At 63.7% G+C, this 18,267-nt stretch carries 13 protein-coding genes and 1 tRNA gene; 4 read left to right on the top strand and 10 right to left on the bottom strand.

Annotated features, from left to right (window positions below; translation table 11 throughout):
- Window positions 1–339: 339 nt before the first annotated feature.
- The 4 genes from glpC to OKB87_RS02220 form a co-directional block, all read right to left on the bottom strand.
- Entirely contained in the window at window positions 340–1,542 is a 1,203-nt protein-coding gene (gene glpC / locus OKB87_RS02235) for an anaerobic glycerol-3-phosphate dehydrogenase subunit GlpC (RefSeq protein WP_270826296.1), read from the bottom strand.
- 51 nt (window positions 1,543–1,593) lie between these two features.
- On the bottom strand, window positions 1,594–2,874 hold the full coding sequence (gene glpB, locus OKB87_RS02230; protein WP_270826294.1) for a glycerol-3-phosphate dehydrogenase subunit GlpB: 1,281 nt from the start codon (window positions 2,872–2,874) through the stop codon (window positions 1,594–1,596).
- Complete coding sequence (glpA, locus tag OKB87_RS02225) at window positions 2,864–4,543, bottom strand: anaerobic glycerol-3-phosphate dehydrogenase subunit A (protein WP_226033454.1); 1,680 nt, start codon at window positions 4,541–4,543, stop codon at window positions 2,864–2,866. Before glpA ends, glpB begins: the two co-directional genes overlap by 11 nt.
- A 193-nt stretch (window positions 4,544–4,736) precedes the next feature.
- Window positions 4,737–5,192: a YchJ family protein gene (locus tag OKB87_RS02220; RefSeq protein ID WP_270826292.1), complete on the bottom strand. Its 456-nt coding sequence runs from the start codon at window positions 5,190–5,192 to the stop codon at window positions 4,737–4,739.
- Between the two features lie 131 nt (window positions 5,193–5,323).
- Between OKB87_RS02220 and OKB87_RS02215 the strand changes: the two genes are divergently transcribed.
- The 4 genes from OKB87_RS02215 (at window position 5,324) to OKB87_RS02200 (ending at window position 10,580) form a co-directional block, all read left to right on the top strand.
- The gene (locus tag OKB87_RS02215; RefSeq protein WP_039215216.1) at window positions 5,324–6,991 is read left to right on the top strand and encodes a methyl-accepting chemotaxis protein; all 1,668 of its coding nucleotides are present in this window, start codon (window positions 5,324–5,326) and stop codon (window positions 6,989–6,991) included.
- A gap of 131 nt (window positions 6,992–7,122) precedes the next feature.
- Window positions 7,123–8,334: an ROK family transcriptional regulator gene (locus OKB87_RS02210; protein ID WP_270826291.1), complete on the top strand. Its 1,212-nt coding sequence runs from the start codon at window positions 7,123–7,125 to the stop codon at window positions 8,332–8,334.
- On the top strand, window positions 8,331–9,914 hold the full coding sequence (locus tag OKB87_RS02205; protein WP_270826290.1) for an ATP-binding protein: 1,584 nt from the start codon (window positions 8,331–8,333) through the stop codon (window positions 9,912–9,914). The genes OKB87_RS02210 and OKB87_RS02205 overlap by 4 nt, the downstream gene beginning before the upstream one ends.
- Window positions 9,915–10,580 carry a response regulator gene (locus OKB87_RS02200; RefSeq protein ID WP_252377097.1) on the top strand — a complete coding sequence of 222 codons (666 nt, stop codon included), beginning with the start codon at window positions 9,915–9,917 and terminating at the stop codon, window positions 10,578–10,580.
- 78 nt (window positions 10,581–10,658) lie between these two features.
- Here the strand turns inward: OKB87_RS02200 and OKB87_RS02195 are convergent, their stop codons facing one another.
- The 6 genes from OKB87_RS02195 to OKB87_RS02170 form a co-directional block, all read right to left on the bottom strand.
- Complete coding sequence (locus OKB87_RS02195; protein WP_270826288.1) at window positions 10,659–12,191, bottom strand: tripartite tricarboxylate transporter permease; 1,533 nt, start codon at window positions 12,189–12,191, stop codon at window positions 10,659–10,661.
- A 9-nt stretch (window positions 12,192–12,200) separates the two neighbouring features.
- The gene (locus OKB87_RS02190) at window positions 12,201–12,662 is read right to left on the bottom strand and encodes a tripartite tricarboxylate transporter TctB family protein (RefSeq protein ID WP_010634132.1); all 462 of its coding nucleotides are present in this window, start codon (window positions 12,660–12,662) and stop codon (window positions 12,201–12,203) included.
- Window positions 12,663–12,704: 42 nt separating this feature from the next.
- Window positions 12,705–13,670 carry a tripartite tricarboxylate transporter substrate binding protein gene (locus OKB87_RS02185; RefSeq protein WP_029301042.1) on the bottom strand — a complete coding sequence of 322 codons (966 nt, stop codon included), beginning with the start codon at window positions 13,668–13,670 and terminating at the stop codon, window positions 12,705–12,707.
- Window positions 13,671–13,900: 230 nt separating this feature from the next.
- Window positions 13,901–15,433, bottom strand: coding sequence for a lytic transglycosylase F (locus OKB87_RS02180; RefSeq protein ID WP_270826287.1), 1,533 nt, complete (start codon window positions 15,431–15,433; stop codon window positions 13,901–13,903).
- 214 nt (window positions 15,434–15,647) lie between these two features.
- Window positions 15,648–17,333, bottom strand: a complete 1,686-nt coding sequence (locus tag OKB87_RS02175) for an aspartate:alanine antiporter (protein WP_011706282.1) — start codon at window positions 17,331–17,333, stop codon at window positions 15,648–15,650.
- Between the two features lie 775 nt (window positions 17,334–18,108).
- Window positions 18,109–18,184, bottom strand: a tRNA-Asn gene (locus OKB87_RS02170).
- Window positions 18,185–18,267 lie beyond the last annotated feature (83 nt).

Here is an 18,267-nt window from a genome sequence, read left to right as displayed (position 1 = left end):
TTGCATCATTGTTAATGCGGTACACCACGCATCCTGGCGGCCATGGCCCGCCAGCCCGCGTCCCACAAGGGGAGACAACTAAAATTGCTTGCCTTCTATCCATTTGGAGATAATAAAAGCAATGTGAATAAATATGCTGTTGTGGCGGCACTAAAGGGGAGGGAATGGATCCTGTTGGTTGCCGGATTCAATCAGTGAGCTGCTCATGGGGACCATGGCTCATTCGAGCGATGCCCCAATAAAAAGAGCCGGCACTTGCCGGCTCTTTTTCTATCTGGTTTTTGCCGAGCGGGCCCTCAGGTGGATGGGGGCTCGCAAGCGGATATGGATGTGTTCATCTCAGGCCAAGGCTTTGGCCAGCAGGTGAATGGGGTGTTCACAGCGGAACGGCGTGCTCATCTCGATCTGCCACTTGCAGGTCTCGCAGTCGGTGATGACCAGATCGGGCTTGAGCCGGTTTATCTGATCAAACAGCCCTTCGCCGATGGCCTGGCTGGTCTGGTAGTTCTCCGACTTGAAGCCGTAGGTGCCGGCGATGCCGCAGCACTGGGAGTCCAGCACCGTCACCTTGACCCCTGGGATGGCGCGCAGCAGCTCGAGGGTATAGATGACGCCCCCCATCTTCTCCATGTGGCAGGGGGTGTGGTAGGCGATGTGCAGATTGAGCGGCTTCATCGCCGGCTTGTTGCCCTTGTAAAACTCGTTCCACAGGAAGCGGGTCACCAGCGAGATGCGATCGCGCACCTTGTGGTTGTCCTGCTCCAGCAGGTGCGTATATTCGTCGCGCAGGGTGAAGCCGCAGGTGGAAGAGGTGGCCAGCAGCGGCATCTCGTTGCCAAGCAGGGTGTTTTCCAGCTGCTTGATGTTGAAGGCAGCCTGCTGCTTGGCCTTGTCCATGAAGCCGTTGGCAATCAGCGGCACGCCGCAGCACTTCTCCCGCTCCAGCAGCTGGACGCCGATGTTCATGGCGTTGAGCACCTGCACCAGCTCCTTGCCGAGCTGCGGGTGGTTGTAGTTGACGTAGCAGCCGTGGAAGTAGGCGATTTGGCGCTCGAAGCGGGCCTGACTCGCTTTCTGCTTCTTGTACCAGCCGCGGAAGGTGCCCTGGGAGTATTTGGGCAGGTCACGGTGGGAGGAGACCCCCAGCGCCTTGTCCAGCACCAGCTTCATCGGTTTGAGGCCGGTGGTGAAGTTGACCACCGGGGCCATCAGGGTAGACATGCTGCCCATCAGATCGGTGTGGGAGAGCACGAACTCGCGGATCCCCGGCTTGAAGCCGCTGTACTGGTGCTTGGCCTTGGCGATGATGTCGCCGATGCGCACCCCGCTCGGGCAGGCCACTTCGCAGCGCTTGCAGTTGGTGCAGTATTTGAGGGCGCTGTCAAAGAGCTCGGGGCTCTTGATGCGCAGCCGCTCCCCATCCGGGCCCGCCTGCTTGGGGCCGGGGTAGGCCGGGTTGGCCTTGGCCACCGGGCAGTAGGCGGTACAGACGGTGCATTTGATGCACTGATCGAAAGTCTGGTTGGCATGATCCAGTAGCATGTCAGTTCTCCTCCCGTTGGGTGTGAAGGCACGGGATATGGGACAAAATCATCATTGGGCTGAACTCAAAATATGACCGGCAGCCTGCCAGCCGGTGGCAACTGCCACGCCTGAGCCGGAACCTTCTTTAATGGGGTCATAGTGCGCCAGCACGCTGCCCGCGCCGTAGAGGTTGGTGAGTGGCTTGCCGCCACGCAGCACTCTGAGCTTGTCGTCGGTCTTGACCCCGAAGCCCATGAAGGGGTGGTGGTCGAACAGGCGACGGCCGGCCCAGGCGTCCCGCTCGGGCAGGCTCAGTACGTCGGCGTTGAAGATGGGCTCGCGAATGCCACGCAGGCGCGACTCCAGCCCGCGGCTGAAGAAGCTGCCGGAGGCGAGCACGAAGTGGTCCGCCTCGAACAGCTGATCGTCGCCATTCTGGCTGTGCACGCCAATCACCCGATCGCCCTCGTAACGGGCGCCCAGCACCCGCTCGCTGGTGAGGAAGGTGCCGCCAAGGGCCATGAAACGGCGCTTGAGCGCCTCCTGCATCCGCATGCCGATGAGGGACGGCGGCATGGTGGCCACCTCCTTGATGATGCAGCCGGTGCGCTGCTCCAGCTCCGCCAAGCGCGGGCCGACCAGCCCGAGTGACAGGCAGGCGGGCAGCACCAGGTGGTGGCAGCGTGGCTCACCGCTCTCTTGCACCAGACGGCTGATCTCGCGGGCCAGATCCGTCAGCAGGTCACGCTGGCCATTGCCCTGCTTGTCGAACAGGCGGGCGATGTCGGCGGAGCGAAACTCGTGGGGATTGCGGCTGAACTCGGCCAGCTGGGGCAGGCGGAGCTCCCCGGTCAGGATGCGGCAGTGGGCGAAGCGCGTGTGGGTCGCCAGGTTGGCCGCCGCGAGCTCGGGGTGAAAATCGCGAAATCCCTCCAGGGTCGCCAGCAGGATGGCGTCGGGGGCCGGCGCATCGGTCACACAGGCGCAGGTGTCGGGGGAGAGCCAGGTGGCTTTGAGGGTGCCGATGGGGGTCAGCCGCTGGTGGTTGCGCTCCTGGCGAAACAGCGGCAATCCCTGCGCGGCGCAGTGGCGCTGCAGATCATCGAGGCTCGCCGCGATATGGGTCAGCCCCACCTTGTTGTAGGGATGCTCGGGGTTGGCGGCCATGAAGGCGGGCAGAGCGGCGCGGGGGTCCCCCTCGCTCTCCAGCAGATCGACCGAGCCGGAGGAGAAGTGCAGGGCGCTCTGGCCGGAGGCCATCAGCAGGGTCTTCTGGCCGGCCTCGGCCAGGCGCAGGGCCGCCGAGAGGCCCGCCATGCCGCTGCCGATAACGATGCTGTCAAATTTCATGGCTGCGCTCCTTGGTGGGATTTGCGGTGCTGGCATCGAGCGGGAAGGACGGCTCGGCCACCAGGTGGGGGGCCGTCCACTCGCCAAGGCCGAACAGCCCCTCGTAGATCCAGTAGGTAAATTCGGCTTCGCGCAGGGCATCGCCCCACAGCACGGGGCGGGTGCCCTTGTAGCGCTCCTCCAGGAACTGGCGCAGCATGACGCAGGCCTGACGACCGTCGGCCTTGCCGTACTCCTGCATCAGGCCGGCGGCGCGATAGGCGCACAACTCCCCCTGACAGGGGCCCATGCCGAGGCGGGTGCGGCGGCGCAGATCCACCAGGTTGTCCACATCCAGCTCGCGCAGGGCGTATTCAATCTCGCCGGCAGTGACCATCTCGCACTCGCAGATGAGGGCGTTGGCCTTGGGGTTGTCGCGGAAAAAGGCGATGACCCGCTCGCCGTGGCGGTACTGGGCCGAGCCTTCGGCAGGCACCGAGAGGCCGGGGGCGGAGACCTTCTCCGGATCCCGCGAGCCGGGCAGGCTCAGTTCGGCGGTGCGGCAGGGCTTGCTGTTGCCAAGCTTCTTGGCCAGCAGATCGGTGGCCCATTCGGCCATCAGCCGGTAGGTCATCAGCTTGCCGCCGGTGATGGTGTTGAACCCCTTGAGGCCGTCACGTTCGGCGTGATCCAGCAGCACTATGCCGCGGCTGATGTTGCGGCCGGACTCGTCGCCATCCACCGCCACCAGCGGGCGCACGCCGGCGTAGGCGCGCAGTAATCGGGTGCGGGCCATGATGGGGGCGAGCTTGATCCCCTCGCGCAGCAGCACCTCCACCTCTTCAGGCTCGACGGTGAGCTGGTCAATCTTGTGGTAATCGATGCGGCTCGAGGTGGTGCCGATGAGGGAGATGGTATCGCCCGGCACCAGGATGTCCGCGTCCGCCGGTTTGCGGGCGCGGTTGAGCACCAGCTGGTTGATGCGGTAATCCATGATGAGCAGGGAGCCCTTGGCCGGGAACATGCGGATGCCGAGATCGGCGTACTCGCAGATCTGCTGGCCCCAGATGCCGGCGGCATTGATCACCTCCTGGCACTCCACCTCGAACGCTTCACCGGTGCGGGTGTTGATCGCCTTGACGCCGTGCACCCGATCCTGGGTGCGCAAAAGCCCCAGCACCTTGCTGTGGGTGAAGATGCGGGCGCCGTGCTCCTTGGCATCCAGCACGTTGGCGGCGGCCAGGCGGAACGGATCGACCGTGCCGTCCGGCACCTGGATGGCGCCGATCAGCGCCGGGTTGACGTTGGGTTCGAGGCGCAGCGCATCGGCGGGATCCAGCTGGCGGGCGTCGATGCCCGCCAGGGCGCAGGCGTCCATGAAGGTATTTTGAAAATTGATGTCATCTTCCGGCAGGGTAATGAAGAGGCCGCCGGTGTCCTCGACGCAGTGGCTGGCGATCCGCTTGAGGATGCGGTTCTCCTGAATGCACTCGCGGGCGGACTCCTGATCCGTCACCGCGTAGCGGGCGCCGGAGTGGAGCAGGCCGTGGTTGCGGCCCGTGGTGCCGGCGGCGATGTCGTCCCGCTCAAGCAGGATGCAGTCGATGCCGCGCAGTGCGCAATCGCGCATGATGCCGGCTCCGGTGGCGCCACCCCCTATGATGACGACTTGTGTGGTTATTCTTTTCATTCTTGCCCGTCTCATCTCTTCCAGATGGTGCCAGTGTGGCCTGTCTCTGGGCGAAAATGTTTGATATGGGCCAAGTTAATGTTCGCAAACGCTCAAGTTGAGGGGTGTTAATGAGCAAATCGTGATTGTTGTCACACTCCAGCAACAGCAGAGGGGGCCGCTGGGCCCCCTCTGTCGACACGAGTCACGGCGCTCAGCCGCAGCACTTCTTGAACTTCTTGCCGCTGCCGCAGGGGCAGGGGTCGTTGCGCCCCACCCGCAGCGGTGCCGGATCCTGCTCGCCGTCGGTGTAGACCCAGCGCCCCTGATGGTGCACGAAGCGGGAGCGCTCATGCAGGCAGTGGCGCGCTTCACCTTCCATGAACCAGGCCTTGAACTCCACCATGCCAAGGGGGTCATCGGGGCCGCCCTGGCTGGCGATGATCTCGAGCCCGTCCCATTGGGTGTCGGTCTGGGAGAGCTGCTCCGCAGTCAGATCCCCCAGATAGTCAGGGTGCCAGCTGTGCACCAGGTACTCCCCCAATCCCAGCACGAAGGCGCTGTAGCGCGAGCGCATCAGCTGCTCCGGGGTCTGGGCGGCGGCTCCCCGGTGCAGTGATCCACAGCACAATTCGAGAGAAAGAGTTGAACCGCAAGGACATTTGTTCATGTGTCTGGCCATCAGAGTCGATAGATATAGAGGGCGGGGATTGTAGCGAAAGCGGGTCCCCGTCGACCAGCATCCTATACTGGTCTGGTAGGAACGGAACGCCCATAAAAATAGCTGCAAGGATGTGAAAGATGACGCTAAAGCAGAAAATTCTGTTGTTGGGAGCCGTCCCCGTGCTCCTGATGGCCCTGGTGGTCAATCTCAGCAACTACATGATTTCAAAGAGTGACCTGGAAGCCGATCTGGTGGTGGCGCGAGAAAATGCCATCAAGGAGCGCAAAGCGTTGCTCAGCAGCTACCTGATGCTGGCCAAGACTGCCGTCGACACTGCCTACAACCAGCCAGACACCCCGGAAGCGCGCAAGCAGGTCACCGAGATCCTGCGGCCGCTGCGCTACAGCAGTGACGGCTACTTCTTCGTCTACGACTTCCAGGGCAATACGGTATTGCTGCCGACCCGCCCCGAGATGGAAGGCAAGAACCGCTGGCAGGACAAGGATGCCAAGGGCAAGCTGCTGATCCAGGAGATCGTCAAGGCGGCGCGCCAGGGGGACGGTTTCTCCGAATACTGGACCGCCAAGCCCTCTATCGGCCGGGATGCGCCCAAGCTCTCCTTCAACCTGGTGCTTGACAAGTACCAGTGGGTCATCGGCACCGGTTTTTATATCGACGACATCGACAACGAGCTGGCGGTGCTGCGCACCGAGCGCGAGAGCAACATGCGCGACTCGCTGCAGAGCAGCGTGCTGCTGATCCTGGTGATCCTGGGGGTGACCCTGGCCGCCACCGTGGTGATCGGCAACCGGGTCACCCGGCCGCTGGCGGACGCGGTCTCGGCCCTCAACGACATCGCCGACGGGGAGGGGGATCTGACCCAGCGCCTCAAGGTGCAGAGCCATGACGAGATTGGTCAGCTGGCCACCGCCTTCAACCGCTTCGTGACGCGGATCCAGTCGGTGGTGAGCCAGGTGGGGGAGACCAGCAATCACCTGTTCAGCGCGGTGGAGAAGCTGCACCACCTGAGCGAGCACTATGACCATCAGATGCACGGCCACAGCCGGGAGACCGACCAGGTGGTCACCGCAGTGACCGAGATGAGCTCCACCGCCCAGGAAGTGGCGGCCAGCGCCTCCAACGCGGCCACCGCCACCAGCGACGCGGCGCGCGAGTCCGATGCCGCTCGCGGCGTGGTGGGTACCGCCATCAACAGCATCAACCGGCTGGTGGGCGAGGTGCACACCGCCTCCGGTGTCATCGAGCAGCTGGCGCAGGAGACCGCCAAGATAGGATCCGTGGTGGAGGTCATTCGCGGCATTGCCGAGCAGACCAACCTGCTGGCGCTCAACGCCGCCATCGAGGCGGCTCGGGCCGGCGAGCAGGGGCGCGGCTTTGCGGTGGTGGCGGACGAAGTCCGATCGCTGGCCGGTCGCACCCAGCAGAGCACCAAGGAGATCAACGAGATGCTGCAGCGCCTGCAGGGCGGGGTGAAGCAGGCGGTGGACGTGATGCAGGCGAGCGAAGAGCGCAGCCAGGAGACGGTGCAGGAGGCGAGCCACATCGCCACCTCCCTCGACAGCATGGTGATGGCGGTCAGCACCATCAACGACATGAACATCCAGATAGCCACTGCCGCCGAGGAGCAGCACGCGGTCTCCGAGGAGATCAACAAGAACCTGGTGGCCATTCAGCAGATCGTCAGCGAGCTGACCGACGCGGCGGTCGAGTCCAACAGCACCACCCGCGATCTCGCCAGCACCGGCGACAAACTGCGCAAGCTGGTCTCCCAGTTCCGCTACTGATGGGGTGACAAGAGGGGGATGTCCCTCACAAGATGCGGCCTGAACCCCGGTTCAGGCCGCACTTTATTTGGGGATTGACCAATAATATGTGAAAATTGGCCCCCTCTGTGTCAGCCCTTGCCCCGTACCCTATGAATGAGATCGTGAAAGGCAGTATCGATTTGATCCGTCAGCTCAACTATGGCCTGGTCTACGCCAGCCTGGAGGAGCACAAGGAGCTGTCCCGTACCGATCTCTCCCGCTTGACCGGCCTCTCGCCTGCCAGCATCACCAAGATCACCCGCGAATTGCTCGACGGCGGCCTGGTGGTCACTTGTGGCGAGAGCTCGGTGGGGCGTGGTCGCCGCCAGACCCTGCTGCGTATCAATGAGCGCCGCTTCCAGTTTCTCTCCATGCGCCTTGGCCGCGGCTATGTGGACATGGCGCTGTTCGATCTGGCCGGCCGCTCGCTTGCCCGTCATCGTCATGTCTTCAGCGAAGGGGAGCGCGCTGACCTGCTGGCCAGCCTGGTGCGGGCCATCGAGGGCTTCTTGCCCAAGAAGGCGCTGCGCCTCGCCTGCATCGCCCTCTGCTTGCCGGGGCAGGTGGAGCGCCACTCCGGCATGGTCAAGCACTTCCCCTTCTACGATCTGCGCAACTGGCCGCTCGGTCCCACCCTGCAGGAGGCCTTCGCGGTGCCCGTGCTGGTGAGTGGCGACGTGCGCACCTGGATCCAGGCCGAGCGCGAGTGGGGCGCCGCCAAGAACTGCGCCGATGCGGTGCTGGTGTTCGTGCACAACGACATCGGGGTCGGCATGGTGGTCAACGGCCAGCTCATCGAGAGCGAATCGGCCCTGCTCGGCGATCTCAGTCACCTGCAGCTCGAACCTTACGGTCAGCGCTGTTATTGCGGCGGCTTTGGCTGCGCCTGCACGCTGGTGACCAATCAGGCGCTCGAAGCCCAGTACCGGGATCTGCGCGAGCGGATGCAGGAGTACGATCTGCCCGAGAACGTCACCATCCGCGAGCTGTGCGAGCTGGCGCTGGCGGGCAACAGCCTCTGCCAGGACATCCTCCATCAGGCGGCGGGGCGGCTCTCCCGGGTGCTCTCCAACCTCATCTGCCTGCTCAATCCGGGCAAGCTGCTGCTGGGGGGCGAAATCACCCGCGCCGATCGGCTGCTGTTCCCCATGCTGCACCAGTCGCTGGCAAGCCAGCTGCCGGCCGAATACCTGGTGCGGCTGCAGATTGAATCCACCCACTTTTACGAAGATCCCACCAAGCCCACCTCGGTGCAGGTGCACAAGGCCCTGCGCGATGGCAGCCTGCTGCTCGACTTGTTGCGAGGCGACAAGGAGGCATGAAGCTGGGGTTGCAAGGACGCATCCTCCTCATGCTCTGTCTGGTCAGTCTGTTGCAGCTGGTGCTGCTGAGCGGGGCCAGTTACTACTATGTGTCCGAGCAGCGCTACCGCGAGGTGGGGGATCAGGCCCTCGACGTGGCGCGGCTGGTGGCCCGCGAGCCTGGCGTGCTGGCCGGGGTGAAGCGGGCCGACACCGCCCGCCTCAACGTGCTGGTGGAGCGGATCCGCGCCGAGGTCGGCGCCAGCTACATCGTCATCGGCGATAAAGAGGCGCGCCGGCTGGTGCACCCCAATGCGGATCGCATCGGCCAACCCATGATGGGGGATGATCCGAAGCGGGCGCTGCAGGGGGAGGCCTATATCTCCCGTGCGCAAGGGTCCCTCGGGGTCTCGGTGCGCGGCAAGAGCCCCATCCGCGATGAGCTCGGCCAGATCATCGGGGTGGTCTCGGTCGGTTATCTGGTGCGGGATATCGAGGCGGACCTGCAGGGTTTCCTGCGTTTCGGTCTCGCCATGACCCTGCTCATCGTGCTGCTCAACAGCCTGGCCGCCGCCTGGCTGGCCCGCCGTTACAAACGTGCCATCCTTGGCTTTGAGCCCGAGCAGATCGGCCGCCTCTATGCCGAACTCGACTGCACCCTGCGCACCGTGCGCGAGGGGATACTCACCATCGACGAGCAAGGGCGACTCACCTCCCTCAATCCCAATGGCATCCGCCTGCTGCGCCTCGACGAACAGACGGCCCGGGCTGCCATCGGCCAGCCCGTTACCCGGCTGCTGCCGGAGAGTCGGATGCTCTCCCTCATTCAGGATCCGCGCCCCCAGTTTGACGAGGAGATAGTGCTCAACGGCCAGTCCCTCATCGTCAACCGGCTGCCGCTGGTACGCGATGGCAAGCTGATCGGCGCGGTGTCGAGCTTTCGGCGCAAGGATGAGCTGGCCGAACTGAGCGCCCAGCTCTCCCAGGTGCAGGCCTACAGCGATCTGCTGCGGGTGCAGACCCACGAACACCACAACCAGCTCGGCACCATCGCCGGGCTCATCGAGCTCGGGGCCACCCGCGAGGCGCTTGCCTTCATCGGGCGGGAGGCGGCCACCGAGCAGAGCCTGCTGAGCTTCCTGATGAGCGCCATCGCCAAGCCCAAGGTGGCCGGCCTGCTGCTCGGCAAATATCACAGGGCTCACGAGCTGGGGCTGGTGCTGGAGGTGGACCCGGATTCCCGCCTGCACGACATTCCCCTTCGCGTCAGCGGCTCCCAGCTGGTGACGGTGCTGGGCAATCTCATCGACAATGCCTTCGAGGCGACCCGTCGCCACGGCGCCCCCTACCAGCCGGTACGGGTGGCGCTGAGCGATCTCGGCCAGGATCTGATCCTGGAGGTGGAAGACGGGGCGGGGGGGATCGATCCCGCGCTGGCGGATCGCCTGTTCGAGCGGGGCGTCAGCAGCAAGGTGGAGCCGGATCACGGCATCGGCCTCGCGCTGGTACGCAAGACCCTGGATGCTCTGCAGGGGACTATCACCATCGAAGCCACGATGCAGGGGAGTTGCGTCGTCTGTTACATTCCCAAGGAGGTGTGAGTGATCAAGATCCTGATCGTCGAGGATGACCCGGCCATTGCCGAGATCCACCGTCGCTTCGTGCAGCGGCTGGCGGGGTTCGAGGTGCTGGGGGTGGCGCTCACTCTGTTCGATGCCAGAGAGCAGATAGAGATCCTCAAGCCCGATCTGGTGTTGCTGGATGTGTGGCTGCCCGATGGCGAGGGCTTTGCCCTGCTGCGGGAGCTGCGCCAGGCGGGAGCTTCCCTCGACGTGATACTGCTCACCGCGGCGCGGGAGGCCGGCGCTCTGCAGGAGGCGATGCGGCTCGGGGTGGTGGATTTCATCCTCAAGCCCGTGGTGTTTGAGCGGCTGCGCGATACCCTCGACAAATATTGCCAGAGCCGCGCCGCCCTGGCGGCGCTGGCCGACATCGATCAGCAGGCGGTGGACACCCTGCTGGGGACGCCGTTGCAGCAGGTGGCGGCGGGCGGCCTGCCCAAGGGGATCGACGGGCTCACCCTGCAGCGGGTGCTGGCGGCGCTGGGGTCACAGGGGGCCAGCGCCGAGGAGATCGGCGGCCGGGTCGGGGTGAGCCGCACCACGGCGCGCCGCTATCTGGAGTTTCTGGTGGGCCAGCAGCTGGCGAGCCCGGAGCTGGAGTACGGCACCGTGGGCCGGCCGGAGCGACGTTATCGCCAGCCCTGAATGGAATAACCTCCTATCTTGTCTTGCCCATAAAAAGAGCGCCTATCGGCGCTCTTTTGCTGAGCGAGATCCGTCAACTCAGCTCGGCTCGGATTGCAGTGTGGCGGCCGGTGCACGGCGCGCCTGCCACCACTGCCACACCGGCAACAGCAGCATCACCAGGGTGATCAGGGTAAAGGTGAGGGTGATGGGGCGCTCCCACAGGAAGCTCAGGGAGCCGTCGTTGATCACCAGCGCCCGGCGCAGGTTGTCCTCCAGCATGCCCCCCAGAATGAAGCCGAGCAGCATGGGTGCCATGGGGAAGTCCAGCAGACGCAGGCCGATGGCGATCAGCGCCACCAGCGCCATCACATAGATGTCCATGGTGTTGAAGGAGACCAGATAGACCCCGATCAGCGAAAACAGCAGCACCATGGGGATGAGCACGGGGCGTGGCACCTGCAGGATCTTGGCCAGATAGGGGATGAGCGGCAGGTTGAGGATCAAGAGCACCACGTTGCCCAGATACATGGAGATGATCACCGACCAGAACACGTCCGGGTGCTCCATGAACAGGCGCGGGCCCGGCTGGATGCCGTAGGCGATGAGGGCCCCCAGCATCAGCGCCGTGGTGCCGGAACCCGGGATCCCCAGGGTCAGCAGCGGTACGAAAGCCCCGCTGGAGGCGGCGTTGTTGGCCGCCTCCGGCGCGGCGATACCGGTCAGGCTGCCCTTGCCGAACTCCTCCTGCCTGCGCTTGCTGGCGAAGTTGCGCTCGGCGCCATAGGCCATGAAGGAGGCGATGGTGGCGCCGGCCCCCGGCAGCACGCCGATGAGGAAACCCATCACCGAGGAGCGGGCGATGGGGGGCGCAATCTCTTTGACCTCGTCCCTGCTCAGCTTGAGGGAGCCGAGCTGCTGGATCTTGCGCGCCTCCTCCTTGCTGGTGTCCTTGCCCGGGCGCAGCACCGTCATCAGGATCTCCGCCAGGGCGAAGGTGGCCATGGCCAGCAGCAGGAAGGAGAAGCCGTCGCGCAAGTCCGGCAGGCCGAAGGTGAACCTGTCCACCCCGACGCTGCGGTCGATGCCGACGGTGGAGAGCATGATGCCGAACAGCGCCATGATCAGCGCCTTGAGCACCTGGCCCTTGCCGGCAAAGGCCGCCACCGCCGAGAGCCCCAGCACCATGAGGGCGAAGTAGTCCGCCGACTGGAATGAGAGGGAGACCTTGGCCAGCAGCGGCGCTGCCACCATCAGGAAGATGGCGGACAGGGTGCCGCCGGTGAAGGAGGCGTAGGCTGCGATGGCCAGCGCCTTGCCCGCCTGCCCCTTGCAGGCCAGCGGATAGCCGTCGATGGCGGTGATCATGCTGGCGGAGCAGCCCGGGGTGTTGATCAGGATGGAGGAGGTGGAGCCGCCGAACATGGAGCCGTAATAGACCCCGGCCATCAAAATGATGCCGGAGGCGGGATCCAGCCCGTAGGTGATGGGGATCATCAGGGCGATGGCGGTGACCGGCCCAAGGCCCGGCAGCATGCCGATGAAGGTGCCGACGAAACAGCCGACGATCACCATGAAGATGTTGATGGGCAGCATGGCGGTGCCCAGTCCTTGCAAAATGCCGTCTAACATGGGTTCTCCTTATCCCAGCAACTGGGTGAACAGCCGGCCTGGCTCGAGGTAGACGTTGAGCCCCTTGGTGAGCAGGGCCCAGAAGATGAGGGTGAACGGCAGGCTCACCTTGCAGGCGAAGGCGAGGCTCTGCTCGCCCATCAGCCGGATCCCGCCGATGAGAAACAGGGTGGTGGCGACCAGAAAGCCGAGCCAGCCAAGGGCCAGGCCGTAGGCCAGCATCAGCAGCAACAGGGCGAACACCAGCCGCCAGTTGCCGCTCTCCCGCTGCAGCCGCTCGCCGCCCGGAAAGCAGATCAGCAGCAGGGAGAGCAGGGCGCCGGCGCCGGCCAGGGCATAGGGCAGGGTGCTGGCGGTAAAGGGTTCATATTCGTCCCCGGGGTAGCCGGGGATCTGGGTGGCGTGATAGCCGTAGGCGAGGGAGAGCAGCAAAAACAGCAGCCCCCCGAGTCGCTCCTTGGTCAGATGCATGAGATGACTCCGATGGGCGGGCCAGGCCCGCCGACAGTGGGATTACTTGATGAAGCCGAGTTCGCGCATCAGGCCGCCGATCTGCTGCTCCTGCTGGATCAGAAAGGCGGTGAACTCGGGGCCGGCCTGATAGAGATTGGTCCAGTTGTTGCGGGCGCGGACCGTCTCCCACTCCGGCTTGTCATACATCTGCTTGAGCAGGGCGGCGAATTCGGCCGACTTGTCGGCGCTGACGGCAGGGGAGGCGAAATAGCCGCGCCAGTTGGCAAAGACCGTGGGGTTACCCTGTTCACTGAAGGTGGGCACCTCGCTCGCATCCGGCATCCGGGTCGGGGCCGTCATGCCGAGGATCCGCATCTGGCCCGATTTGACAGCCTCCATCGCCTCGCCAAAGCCGGTGGAGAGCACCTGGGTTTCTCCCGCCAGCACCGCCGCCATGGCGCTGCCGCCGGCGTCATAGGCCACGTAGCGCAGCTTGCCGGCATCGGCCCCGGCATTCTTGAAGGTCATGGCCGCTACCAGATGATCCAGGCTGCCACGGGCGGAGCCGCCGGCAATCTTCACCTTGGCGGGGTTCTCCTGATAGGCGGCCAGCAGCTGGGGCCAGCTCTGGTAGGGGGAGTCCAGCGGCACGGCCAGCGCCTGGTAGTCGGCGATGATGGCGGCCACCGGGGTGAGATCCCGGAACGATTGCGGCAACTCCTTGGAGAGGGATTTGACGATGATGGGGGTGGAGTTGACCATCAGGGTCTTGTCGGACTGGGCCGAGGTCTCGATGAGGTGGGCGATGGCCTTGGCACCGCCACCGGCCGAGATGTTCTGGTAGGAGGCGGTGGTGATGAGGCCGGATTTGGTCAGCGCCTCGCCGGTGCCGCGGGCGGTGTTGTCCCAGCCGCCGCCGGCGCCGCCCGGAATGAGGAAGTGGATTTCGTCGATCTTGGCCTGGGCGCCGAGGCTGGCGCCCAGCAGGCAGCAGAGCAACGTGCGTTTGAGGGTTCCTTGCAACATGGTGTACTCCTTGTGATTGTTGCGGGAAGGTTAATTAATCGTGATTGGTCGGCAAACAATCTGACCGTAATGGCTATTAAGACTGTTGTGGTCATTGTGTGCATTCTGGTCACGGCAGGGTGAGGCAGGGTCATGACGGGGCTGAAGGTCGCCAGAATGGTACTGCGGTGACGGCTGAAAAGGCACGTGGCTCCCCGTCAGGCGGGGAGCCACGCGGATGATGGGCTGGCTTATCCCTGTGATGCGGGTGCGGCGGAGACCTGGTCGCCGCCGGTGCCCTGCAGCTTGATGGCCTCGGTCGCCTGTTGCCTGCGCTGCAACTGCTCCATCACCAGCTTGTAGGCAATGTAGTACTTGTAAATGTTGCCGACGTAGGTGACCGTCTCCGGGCCTATCTTCTCCGCCGCCACATACTCGACGTTGTGAAACCAGACGTTGGGATCCAGCCCCCGTTTCTTGGCCTCGGTGCGCAGCCGTGCCACCCGGGCGGGGCCGGCGTTGTAGGAGGCGAACGAGAAGAGTGCCTTGTCGAGGGCCGTCATGGGCTCGTCTGCATAGTAGTGGTCGATCATCCAGCGCATGTATTTGACGCCGCCGTGAATGTTGGGCTCGAGCTGGCGGATGTCGCCCACTTTGAGCCCCTTGCCGGTGGCGGGCATGATCTGCATGATGCCGATGGCGCCGACGTGGCTGCGCGCCTTGTGATTGAGGGCCGACTCCTGATAGCCCTGGGCCGCCATCAGCAGCCAGTCCACCTCGTATTTCTCGCCATATTCGCGAAACAGATCCACCACCTGCAGAAACTTCTGGCGCTCGGCGTCGGCGGCGGCGCTCTTGACGAACTTGTTCTGCTTGAGATAACGGGCCAGGATGGCGTCGCCGCTGTGTTTACCGCGCAGGGCGGCTATCTGTTCATTGAGCATGGCCAGCAGTTGCGGGCTCTCCTTGCGCACCGCCCAGGCGATGACCCCCCCTTGCCGGAACACCGGCTGTTCATGGATGCGGATGGCGGGGAATATCTTTTGCCAGAACCGGGCCTTGTGTTCGTCCATGACGATGAAGGGCAGCAGGCCGGCATTGACCATCTCCACCAGATCTTCATCCTCCAGCGCCTCCGGGGCGGGCTGGATGTCGACAAGCGGCTCTCCCGCCGCCTTGCGCGCCTGGTTGTAGGCCGTGAGGCTCTCGAAATAGCTGGAGGAGGGGCGCACATAGACCCGTTGGCCAGCCAGATCGGCGGCGCTCTCCACCTTGGGGGAGGCAGGCCCCGAGATGAGCAGTTCCCGCACGTTCTCCAGCAGAGGGTCGGTAAAGAGCACCCCCTGTAGTTTGCGCCGCTCGGTGATGGTGAGGTTGGCGGCGGCGATGTCGCCCTTGCCTGCGATGAGGGCTTCCAGCAGGGCCTCGCGCGCGACCGGGATGAAGACCAGATGCAGCTTGAGATGGCGCTTGAGGCTCTTTTGCTTGCGCAACTGCTCGTTGAGCCGCTTCTCCACCTCGATGAAGGCGTCGTAGGTGACGCCCCGCTGCACCCCCTTGTAGATGAAATAGCCGGTCTTGTTGTAGGTGGTGAGCACCCGGATGGTGCGCCGTGCCAGCATGGCATCGAGATCGCCGAGCAGGGGCTGGGCCAGCTGGTCGCTGCTAAAAGCCAGGGCGGCCGGTTCGGAGTCGGCTTCCTCTGCGGGGGAGGTTTGCGCTGGCGTGGCGGCCTGCAGCGGGCCGCACAGCAGCCAGCCCAGAAGGATCCATAACCGTATCATGACGATGCCCTCGTGTGTTTCATTGAGTGTAAGCGGCATGGGGCGGGCGCTTTAGCTCAATGGGTTTGGTCGGTGAGGGGCGCATAGCACGATAGGCCCTATCCTGCGGGGGCGAGCCGGTGGGTGTTTGGGCGAAAAGGAGAGAGGCATGAACGAAAAGGGGAGCCATAGCGGCTCCCCTTGAGTTGGTTGGCTTGGTGCTAGATCGTCGGTGCTAGAACCAGAAGCCGATGATGAAGGAGCCCGCCAGAGTCAGCATGACGTTGGCCACCGCATAGGTGCCGGCATAGCCGAGCGCCGGGATGGAGCTGTTGGCCGCCTCGTTCACCACGTCCATGGCCGGGGCGCAGGTGCGGGCCCCCGTGATGGCGCCGAGCAGCAGGGCCGGGTTCATCTTCAGCACCCAGACCCCGAACAGGTAGCCCACCAGCACCGGCAGGGTGGTCACCAGCATGCCGGAGAAGAGCACCACGGCACCGACCTGGCTCAGGTGATCCAGAATGCCGCCGCCGGCTTTGAGGCCGGTGCTCACCATGAACACCGCCAGACCGAGATCCTTGGCCAGACGCAGGGCGCCCGGCGGCACGTAGCCGACCGTGGGGTGGTTGGCGCGCAGGTAACCCATCAGGATCCCCGCCAGCAGCAGGCCGACGGCGTTGCCCAGCCCAAACTCCAGCTGGCCGAACACCAGGGAGACGGAGCCTATCAGCAGTCCCAGCACGAAGAAGGTGGTGAAGGCCACCAGATCTGTGGTCTGGCTGTGGATGCTGATGAAGCCGATCTTGTTGGCCAGCAGCTTGACCCGCTGTTTCTCGCCGCTAATCTGCAGCACGTCGCCCTTTTGCAGCATGATGTTGCGATCGAACGGCATCTCGATCTGGGAGCGCACCACCCGGTTGAGGAAGCAGCCCTTCTCGGTGAGGTTGAGCTCCACCAGATGGCGACCCACCACCGCATCGTTTTTCACCACTATCTCTTCGGTGACGATCTGCAGGTCAAGCAGGTTGCGGTCGAACACCTCCTTGCCGTTGCGGTAGTTGACGTCGAGCTTCTCGTGGCTCTCGGGGTAACCCACCAGGGCGATCTCGTCCCCTTCCTGGATGACGGCATCGCCATCCGGGCTCGCCAGGATGCCGTTGCGGCGGATCCGCTCCACGTAGCAGCCGGTGTGGGGGTAGATGCCGGTCTCGCGCAGGGTACGACCGCCAATCCAGGCCGCCAGTTCCGGGCCGACCCGGTAGGCACGGATGATGGGCAGGTAGGTCTTGCGGCTCTCGTTGTCGGAGAGGCCGCGCTCGCGGGCGATCTTCTGCGCCTCGGTGTTGAGGTCGAGCCGTGCCAGCGAAGGCAGGTAGCGCACCACCAGCATCAGCCCCACCAGCCCCACCAGATAGGTCAACGCATAGCCGATGCCCATGTTGTCGAGCACCGACTGCATGTCGGTCTGATGGGGCAGGTTGAGCAGGCCGCTGCGCAGGGCATCCTGCGCACCCACCAGCGCCGGGGTCGAGGTGAGCGAGCCGGCGAGGATGCCAGCCGCCATGCCCGGCCCCAGGTTGAAGAACTTGGCCAGCCCGACGGTGAGGAAGAGGGCGGTCAGCAGGATCACCAGGGTGAGGGTGATGTAGTGGATGCCGTCACGCAGGAAGACGCTGAAGAAGTGCGGCCCCGCCTCTATTCCCACGCAGAAGATGAACAGCATGAAGCCGACGTTCTCCGTGGTGGCGGTGAATTCAAAACCCATCTGGCCGAACAGCAGGGCGGTAAAGAGTACGCCGATGGTGTTGCCGATCTGGAAGTTGCCGAACCTGACTTTACCGAGCAGCAGGCCGAAGGCCAGTACCACGAACAGCAGCAGGGAGTCGCTTTGATGTAGCAGTGTCACAAAATCTATGGTCATGCCCGGAAAAACCGAGGAAAAAAGTGGGGCCGATATTGTGCCGGATCCCTCACCAATAAAGAAGCGTCAAAGGAGGATTAATCGGCACTAACCCGCCACGCGACCCGCCTGTGTGAGGGAAACTGCGGGGCGGGTCTGGTGATGACCTCTATTTCCCTCTGCCAGCCCCGCTGTCAATTAGTGATTCCTGCTATCTGTGATCCTCGTCTTTCCGCTCTGCTTGAAAATTTATTCTCTGCTGTTTGACAGGGCGGTTTCCTGGTTTTTCAGCACATCTGACTGAAGGGGGTGACATGAGTCCGTGAGCCGATAGGTGGGTGTCGAGAGGGAGTGACCCACGTTGTGCGGGATGGCGAAAAGATATCTGCAAAAGGCATCTGTCGGCGGCGATGGCAACCCATTCAGGGGGGTGACCAAAAACAGCAGAAAATCAGGTCGGCAGGGAAAAACATCGCCCGTCGCTGGCAATGGCCTGCCAGCCTAGGCCGTCATTGGCTTTGCTCTACTTACCCACAGAATCTGTGGATAACCCTGTTTATGAAACTTGGTGATTAGGCTGTATCCCGCGCCAATACTGGGCTGTAAGGACTGTTCAAAAAATACCTGAGATAAATTGTTTCTATAAAAATCAAATAGTTATGCGCAGCAGAACAAAACGCTGCCGGGGCGGATGCGGAATCAAAAGGGAGGCGTCACCGCGGGAGGCGGCTTGTGCATTAAAATTGGCAGAGGAAAGCACTAAAGTGGATAACTTGCACCGAGATGGTGAGGAGATTGGCTCCCCCGACTGGACTTGAACCAGTGACATACGGATTAACAGTCCGCCGTTCTACCGACTGAACTACGGGGGAACATCAGGCAAGGAGGAGCATCATACAGAGGTTGTATTTCGAGGTCAATAGCCGCTTCTTCCGGCAGAGTGGATACCCAGTCC

Source organism: Aeromonas sp. Y318-1 (genome assembly GCF_027706125.1).
Taxonomy (GTDB): domain Bacteria; phylum Pseudomonadota; class Gammaproteobacteria; order Enterobacterales; family Aeromonadaceae; genus Aeromonas; species Aeromonas hydrophila.
The sequence above is the reverse complement of the archived record's forward strand: the minus strand, read 5'-3'. Positions and strand labels throughout refer to the sequence as shown.

Excerpts from the sequence above, each read along its gene's own strand:
- glpC (WP_270826296.1), bottom strand. The coding sequence starts at position 1,542 with ATGCTACTGGATCATGCCAACCAGACTTTCGATCAGTGCATCAAATGC.
- glpB (WP_270826294.1), bottom strand. The coding sequence starts at position 2,874 with ATGAAATTTGACAGCATCGTTATCGGCAGCGGCATGGCGGGCCTCTCG.
- glpA (WP_226033454.1), bottom strand. The coding sequence starts at position 4,543 with ATGAAAAGAATAACCACACAAGTCGTCATCATAGGGGGTGGCGCCACC.
- OKB87_RS02220 (WP_270826292.1), bottom strand. The coding sequence starts at position 5,192 with ATGAACAAATGTCCTTGCGGTTCAACTCTTTCTCTCGAATTGTGCTGT.
- OKB87_RS02215 (WP_039215216.1), top strand. The coding sequence starts at position 5,324 with ATGACGCTAAAGCAGAAAATTCTGTTGTTGGGAGCCGTCCCCGTGCTC.
- OKB87_RS02210 (WP_270826291.1), top strand. The coding sequence starts at position 7,123 with ATGAATGAGATCGTGAAAGGCAGTATCGATTTGATCCGTCAGCTCAAC.
- OKB87_RS02205 (WP_270826290.1), top strand. The coding sequence starts at position 8,331 with ATGAAGCTGGGGTTGCAAGGACGCATCCTCCTCATGCTCTGTCTGGTC.
- OKB87_RS02195 (WP_270826288.1), bottom strand. The coding sequence starts at position 12,191 with ATGTTAGACGGCATTTTGCAAGGACTGGGCACCGCCATGCTGCCCATC.
- OKB87_RS02190 (WP_010634132.1), bottom strand. The coding sequence starts at position 12,662 with ATGCATCTGACCAAGGAGCGACTCGGGGGGCTGCTGTTTTTGCTGCTC.
- OKB87_RS02185 (WP_029301042.1), bottom strand. The coding sequence starts at position 13,670 with ATGTTGCAAGGAACCCTCAAACGCACGTTGCTCTGCTGCCTGCTGGGC.
- OKB87_RS02180 (WP_270826287.1), bottom strand. The coding sequence starts at position 15,433 with ATGATACGGTTATGGATCCTTCTGGGCTGGCTGCTGTGCGGCCCGCTG.
- OKB87_RS02175 (WP_011706282.1), bottom strand. The coding sequence starts at position 17,333 with ATGACCATAGATTTTGTGACACTGCTACATCAAAGCGACTCCCTGCTG.